The following is a 6,105-nucleotide window of genomic DNA, read 5'->3' as shown; positions in this document are numbered from 1 at the left end:
GCCCCAGACCGAACCCGCTCAGCCCCCCAACAGCTTCCGCACCCGCTCAGCCCCCACAGCCAGCAACAGCGTAGGCAGCCGCGGCCCCGTGTCCCGCCCGACCAGCAGCTGGTACAGCAGCGCGAAGAACGTCCGCTGCGCGACCTTCATCTCCGGCGTCGGCTTCGCTTCCGGGTCGAACCCGGCCTGCACCTTCGGCACCCCGTACACCAGAGTCGTCAGCCCATCCAGCGACCAGTGCGACTCAAGTCCCTCAAGGAGCAGCCGCAGCGACTCCCGGTCGGTCTCACCCAGCGCGCCCAGCGTCTCCGCATCAGCCACCTCACGCACCACGGTCCGCGACTCCACCGGAACCTGCGTGGTGATCCAGGCCTCCGCCTTGTCGAGCCGCGGCCGCGCCTCGTCCAGCGAGCCCAGCGGATTCGCCGGATCCAGATCGTTCAGGATCCGCAGCGTCTGCCGCTCGTCGCCCGCCGTCACGTCGACAACAGACGCGAGCGTCCGATAAGGCAACGCCCGCACGGTCCGCGGCAGTTCGCCCGCGGCAGTCCGCACCGCACGCGAGTGCGCAGCCGCATCAGCCGGCAGCACACTCCCATCGGCGACCTTGCCCTCAAGCTTGTCCCACTCGTCGTACAGCCGCTGGATCTCCTGGTCGAAGGCGATCTTGAACGACTGATTCGGCCGCCGGCGCGCGTACAGCCACCGCAGCAGCTGCGGCTCCATGATCTTCAGCGCATCGGCCGGCGTGGGCACGCCGCCCTTGCTGGACGACATCTTCGCCATCCCGCTGATGCCGACAAAGGCATACATGGGCCCGATCGGCCGCTCGAAATCGAAGATCCGCACGATCTCCTCCCCCACCTGGAAGGAGGACCCGGGCGACGAGTGGTCGACGCCGCTCGGCTCGAACATCACACCCTCGAAGGCCCAGCGCATCGGCCAGTCGACCTTCCAGACCAGCTTGCCGCGGTTGAACTCGCTCAGCTTCACGGTCTCGGTGAACTCGCACACGTCACACCGGTACGACAGCTCGGTGCTCTCGTCGTCGTACGCCGTGACGGTCGTGAAGTCCTTGTTGCACCCACCGCAGTAGGGCTTGTACGGGAAGTACCCGCCGCCCCCGGTGCTGCCGTCGTCCTCGGCTGCCGCACCCGACCCCTCGGCGGCTTCCAGCTCGGCCTCGTCCACAGCCTTCTGCGACTGCTTCTTCACGACCTTCTTGGTCCGGTACTGGTCCAGGATCGCGTCGATGTCGCCCCGCCGCCGCATCGCGAGCAGGATCTGCTCCCGGTACGTACCCGCCTGGTACTGCTCGGTCTGGCTGATGCCGTCGTACTCGACACCGAGCTCACCGAGCGCCTCGACCATGGCGGCCTTGAAGTGCTCGGCCCAGTTCGGATAAGCGGACCCCACCGGCGCGGGCACCGCGGTGAGCGGCCGCCCGATGTGCTCGGCCCACGACCCATCGACCCCAGGAACACCCGCCGGCACCTTCCGGTACCGGTCGTAGTCGTCCCACGAAATCAGGTGCCGGACCTCGTGCCCCCGGCGCCGCACCTCGTCGGCGACGAGATGCGGGGTCATGACCTCGCGCAGGTTCCCCAGGTGGATGGGCCCTGAGGGCGAGAGCCCGGACGCCACGACGACAGGTTTGCCAGGCGCACGACGCTCCGATTCGGCGATCACATCGTCCGCGAAACGGGAGACCCAGTCGGTCTCGGTGCTGCTCTGACTCTCGGCCACGGTCGGTACGTCCTTCTCTCTATGTACGGAGGTACTCCATCCTCCCAGGTCCCACCGACAGAGCGAAAACGGATAGACGCCCCATGGGATACTGGCGGTGATCCCCTTTGCTTCCTACGGAAACGGCAGCCAGACCCATGCCAGAAACGGCCTCGGTCCATTCCCTCGCTTCCACGCTCCAGCAGCACCTCGCGGACGCGCTGACGGCAGCCCTGCCGGACGCCGGCGTCGCGGACCCGCTGCTGCGCCGAAGCGACCGGGCCGACTTCCAGGCCAACGGCATCCTGGCGCTCGCGAAGAAGACGAAGTCGAACCCGCGCGACCTTGCCGCCCAGGTCACTTCCGCGATCCCCGCCAACGAGCTGATCAAGGACATCGAGGTCTCGGGCCCCGGCTTCCTGAACATCACGCTCACCGACCGGGCGATCACCGAGACCCTGGCCGCCCGTGCCGCAGACGACCGCCTCGGAGTCCCGTACGCGGAGAACCCGGGCACCACGGTCATCGACTACGCGCAGCCGAACGTGGCCAAGGAGATGCACGTAGGCCACCTCCGTTCGGCGGTCATCGGCGACGCGATGGCGAAGATCATGGAGTTCGAGGGCGAGAAGGTGGTCCGCCGCCACCACATCGGCGACTGGGGCACCCAGTTCGGCATGCTCATCCAGTACCTGACCGAGCACCCGACCGAGCTGGACCACAAGAACGCCGACGACGCCGCTGACGTGGACGGCGAGGCGGCCATGTCGTCCCTCAACCGCCTCTACAAGGCCTCGCGCGCCCTCTTCGACTCCGACGAGGAGTTCAAGGCGCGCGCCCGGGACCGCGTGGTGGCCCTCCAGGCGGGCGACCCGGAGACGCTCGCCCTCTGGCAGCGCTTCGTCGACGAGTCGAAGATCTACTTCTACTCGGTCTTCAACAAGCTCGACATGGAGATCGACGACCCGGACATCGTCGGCGAGTCCGGCTACAACGCCATGCTCGAAGAGACCTGCCAGATCCTTGAGGACTCGGGCGTGGCGGTCCGCTCCGAGGGCGCCCTGTGCGTCTTCTTCGACGACGTGAAGGGCCCGGACGGCAACCCGACACCGCTCATCGTCAAGAAGACGAACGGCGGCTACGGCTACGCGGCCACGGACCTCTCCGCGATCCGCGACCGCGTCCAGAACCTCAAGGCGACGACGCTCCTGTACGTCGTGGACGCCCGCCAGTCGCTCCACTTCAAGATGGTCTTCGAGACGGCCCGCCGCGCAGGCTGGCTGAACGAGGACACCAAGGCGGTCCAGCTCGCCTTCGGCACGGTCCTCGGCAAGGACGGCAAGCCGTTCAAGACGCGTGAGGGCGAGACGATCCGCCTGGTCGACCTGCTCGACGAGGCGATCGAGCGCGCCTCCGCAGTGGTCCGGGAGAAGGCCAAGGACCTCACCGAGGCCGAAATCACCGAACGCGGTACGCAGGTCGGCATCGGCGCGGTGAAGTACGCGGACCTCTCCACGTCCGCGAACCGCGACTACAAGTTCGACCTGGACCAGATGGTGTCGCTTACCGGCGACACGAGCGTGTACGTCCAGTACATGCACGCCCGTTCCTGCTCGATCAAGCGCAAGGCCGGCGACCTGAGCCCCCAGCCCCACCCGGAGCTGGAACTGGCCCCGGCGGAGCGCGCGATGGGCCTGCACCTGGACCAGTTCGGCACGGTGCTCGACGAGGTCTCGACCGAGTACGCGCCGCACAAGCTGGCCGCGTACCTCTTCCAGCTGTCGTCGCTCTTCGCGACGTTCTACGACCAGTGCCCGGTCGTGAAGCCGGAGGTCCCCAAGGACGTGGCGGAGAACCGCCTCTTCCTCTCCGACCTCACCGCCCGCACGCTCAGCCAGGGCATGACCCTCCTCGGGATCCGGACGCCTGAACGCCTTTAGGGCCGAGCGCCTCTGAGGACGGCGTACGCCCGCCGGGAGGAGAAGACGAAAAACCTCAGTTCTCCGTCTTCTTCTCCCAGACGTTCGAGGTCCGGTCGTACAGGTACACCGGCTTCCCCTTGATGCCACTGAGCCGGAACGGCTGCCCCTGATCGTCGACGCGGACGATCCCCGACTGCGCGCCGTTGCTCCATTTGACCTCCAGGTACCAGCGCACATCATGCGCATCGGTGTGCACATTGAGGTTGAGCACCTGCGGGTCATTCGCCGAGACCTTGTAGGGGAAGTCCACGGCCGGGATCTTCACGTCCCCCTGAGTGCCCCCGACGGGCTCGGCGAGCGGCTGAGCGGCATCGAGATCCACGTCGAAACTCCTCGGCGTGACGCCGCTCCCGCATCCCTCTCCCATGGAGTACGCGGTCCACCCCAGCGGCACACCACGCGACACGGTCCGCACACGCAGCCCGCTCAACACCACGGACTCCGTACTCTTGCTGGTCGCGGTGAGCTGGAGCCTGATCCCGCCGCCGCTGACCCCGCCGAGCGCGTTCCCCCAACTGTGGCTCTCATCCGGGTCGGACGGCGGCGGAGGCACATTGGCCGGCGGCTGGTCGAGCACGTAGTGCTGACCGCAGGGGTCGCCCCAGTTGTACGAACTGATCCCCACGCTCACCGGCACGCCCGAGCCCACGGTTTTCGCGCCGCCCGAAGCCTTCCCCGCGGGATGCGAGGCCGTGACGGACGGCGATGCGGAAGCGGACACCGAGGCGGAAGCGGAAGGGGAGGCCGACTTCTTGCCCGCGCCGGACGCCTGCGGCGAAGCACTCACGGAGGCCCCGGCCAACGACCCGGCCTGTGAACCGTCCCCGCCGCCACCGTCCCCGTGGCGGGCGGCGACGTAGGCGGTGGGCACACCCAGAGCGACAACAGCCGCGGCGGTCAGAGCGATCCGCAGATTGCGCCGCCCCTTTCGCGGACGGCGATCGACGCCGACGACATCAGGCCCGACATCGATGTCTTCCACCGCGTCGGCCTCGGGAGCGGACTCAGAAGAGGACTCAGGAGCGGACTCCACGTCCCCCGCAGGCCGCCGCCGGGCCTCGTCCGCCAGGATCCACCGCCGGTGCAACTGCACCTGCTCCTCGGCCCCCGCCCCGCAGAGCCGCGCCAGCCGGGCGACGGGAGCGAAGTCGGCAGGAACCGCATCCCCGTTGCAGTACCGGTGAAGCGTGGACGTACTGACATGGAGCTTCCCGGCGAGCGTCCCGTAACTCGCCCCCGACCGCTCCTTGAGCTCCTTCACCAGCGCCGCGAACTCAGCGATCTCTTGCCCTGCCACCCGCACCCATCCCCTTATCCATCCCAGAAACGCGTTCCAGGGGCAAGGAATATCCCCAGGTCAGCCTAGGTGTAAGCGTTCCAGCGTCCCGCATCCCCCGACAGATCTTGCCGCCGGAATCCAAGGCCCCACAAGCTGTGACCACACCGCAAGACACCACCGCAAGACACCACCGGGAAGAGCGATGCGAACCCGCTTCCACCCCACCCTCACGGACACAGTGGCCGTCTGCGTACTGATCGCAGCAACCGTGATCGTCGCCACGCTGCTCCACCGCCACTGACCAACTGCCGTACCCCACACACTCTCACGGGAAGAAGAACCCACCATGCGCATCATCCGCCACACCGCCCTCGCCGCCACCGCTCTTATCGCCTCGGTCGCCCTGACGGCCTGCCAGGGTTCCACCGACGGCTCAGCCAAGGCGACCAACTCCGCACCGGTCGGCACGTCGACCTCCTCTACCTCCTCCACCTCTTCCAACTCGTCGACGTCCTCGGATGCGAAGCCCGACACCGCATCAGCCCCCGACAAGGTCACCCCCGCCGAGAACAACTCCGGCACGACGGCCCCCAAGGCCGCCGGCAACTCCGGCTCGCAGAAGACGGGGGCGTGCACGGCCGGCTCGCTCAAGATGACGGCCTCCTCCATCAGCCGCCCCATCAACCACGTGCTCATCACCGCCACCAACGCCGGCAGCAAGACGTGCGACCTCTACTACGCCCCGGCGATCGCCTTCTCCGACGACGCCCAGTCCCCGATCCAGGTCGACAAGGACACGCAGCCCCAGGCAGTCGTCACCCTCTCCCCGGGTGAGTCGGGTTACGCGATGATCCGCACCTCGGGTGAGCCCAACGGCGACAAGGCGTACTCCACCCAGAAGATCCGCGTGAACTTCCAGAACCGGAACGACAACGGCTCGGTGGGCGGCCCGGCGTACGCCCAGCTCGCCGGCCCGATCTCGGTCGTCGACTCCCAGTCGGCGGTCACGTACTGGCAGTCGGACGTCAGCGCCGTCAGCGCCTGGTAGCCCGCCCGCCCACCGAGCCGTTGTCGTTCCGGTTCTGGAAGTTCACGCGGATCTTCTGGGTGGAGTACGCC

General features: G+C 67.8%; 4 protein-coding genes. 2 read left to right on the top strand and 2 right to left on the bottom strand.

Annotated elements, in window-relative coordinates; translation table 11 throughout:
* Positions 1-18 precede the first annotated feature (18 nt).
* On the bottom strand, positions 19-1,746 hold the full coding sequence (gene lysS, locus J0695_RS31495; protein WP_206967851.1) for a lysine--tRNA ligase: 1,728 nt from the start codon (positions 1,744-1,746) through the stop codon (positions 19-21).
* Between the two features lie 137 nt (positions 1,747-1,883).
* Between lysS and argS the strand changes: the two genes are divergently transcribed.
* Positions 1,884-3,665, top strand: coding sequence for an arginine--tRNA ligase (argS, locus tag J0695_RS31490; protein ID WP_206967848.1), 1,782 nt, complete (start codon positions 1,884-1,886; stop codon positions 3,663-3,665).
* A gap of 55 nt (positions 3,666-3,720) precedes the next feature.
* Here argS and J0695_RS31485 read toward each other — a convergent pair whose 3' ends face one another.
* Positions 3,721-5,004 (bottom strand): helix-turn-helix domain-containing protein, encoded by a 1,284-nt coding sequence (locus J0695_RS31485; RefSeq protein WP_206967846.1) that lies wholly within the window; start codon positions 5,002-5,004, stop codon positions 3,721-3,723.
* Between the two features lie 328 nt (positions 5,005-5,332).
* Here J0695_RS31485 and J0695_RS45280 point away from each other — a divergent pair, with 328 nt between their 5' ends.
* The gene (locus J0695_RS45280) at positions 5,333-6,034 is read left to right on the top strand and encodes a DUF4232 domain-containing protein (protein WP_206967844.1); all 702 of its coding nucleotides are present in this window, start codon (positions 5,333-5,335) and stop codon (positions 6,032-6,034) included.
* Positions 6,035-6,105: the final 71 nt, after the last annotated feature.

The sequence above is a fragment of the Streptomyces beijiangensis genome, from assembly GCF_017315755.1.
GTDB classification, from domain to species: domain Bacteria; phylum Actinomycetota; class Actinomycetes; order Streptomycetales; family Streptomycetaceae; genus Streptomyces; species Streptomyces beijiangensis.
Note: the sequence above shows the minus strand (reverse complement) of the source record. Positions and strands in the feature narration are given on the sequence as shown.

Bases quoted from the DNA above. Each gene is read 5' to 3' on its own strand.
- argS (WP_206967848.1), top strand. From the start codon at position 1,884: ATGCCAGAAACGGCCTCGGTCCATTCCCTCGCTTCCACGCTCCAGCAG.
- J0695_RS45280 (WP_206967844.1), top strand. From the start codon at position 5,333: ATGCGCATCATCCGCCACACCGCCCTCGCCGCCACCGCTCTTATCGCC.